2 protein-coding genes are annotated in these 593 nt (G+C 46.0%); both read left to right on the top strand.

Going from position 1 to position 593, the window contains the following annotated elements; genetic code table 11:
* Positions 1-239 (top strand): hypothetical protein (locus ACB031_RS22750; protein ID WP_371140266.1); only part of this gene is annotated, 239 nt, incomplete at its 5' end.
* A 3-nt stretch (positions 240-242) separates the two neighbouring features.
* Positions 243-593 (top strand): hypothetical protein (locus ACB031_RS22745; protein WP_371140265.1); only part of this gene is annotated, 351 nt, incomplete at its 3' end.

Here is a 593-nt window from a genome sequence, read left to right as displayed (position 1 = left end):
CTTTGGTCACTTCATCAGACATTGAAAATCAAAAATTGTTTTTGATGCTCGATGCTGTGAGTGCCCACACAGATTGCTTGATTCAAATTGTTAAAGAGCGACGCAGCTTTTGGCTGCTGCGGGAGTGGCATTCTACTCAACCGCCTTCTCGAGTCAAGCCTTATTTTCAAAGGCTTTTCGAGGCTATCGACAGACTTGTTTGCGTTGCCGCTTGCCGTATCGATGGAGGCGCATTATAGGGAGTGAATTCGTTCTGGCAACCCCTCCCCTGCAATAAAATTGCAAAAAACTGCACTTTTTTAGTTATTCATATCCAAGCACAGCTTTTATACAAACTTATCCACAGAAATGATGAGATTGACCTATCTCAGCGCCCTTCTTGCGTAACAAGAAGCAAAGATCTTCATATCTACCTAACTGGATGTCGTGCGCTAACAGACATCACATATAAAGCTGTAGACCTTGACCGGTCCCGGAACAAGGTTGAGGCAGTTGAGGCAGTTGAGGCAGTTGAGGCAGTTGAGGCAGTTGAGGCAGTTGAGGCAGTTGAGGCAGTTGAGGCAGTTGAGGCAGTTGAGGCAGTTGAGGCAGTT

Origin of the sequence: Aeromonas sp. S8(2024), from assembly GCF_041403085.1 — a bacterium.
GTDB lineage: Bacteria > Pseudomonadota > Gammaproteobacteria > Enterobacterales > Aeromonadaceae > Aeromonas > Aeromonas dhakensis.
Note: the sequence above shows the minus strand (reverse complement) of the source record. Positions and strands in the feature narration are given on the sequence as shown.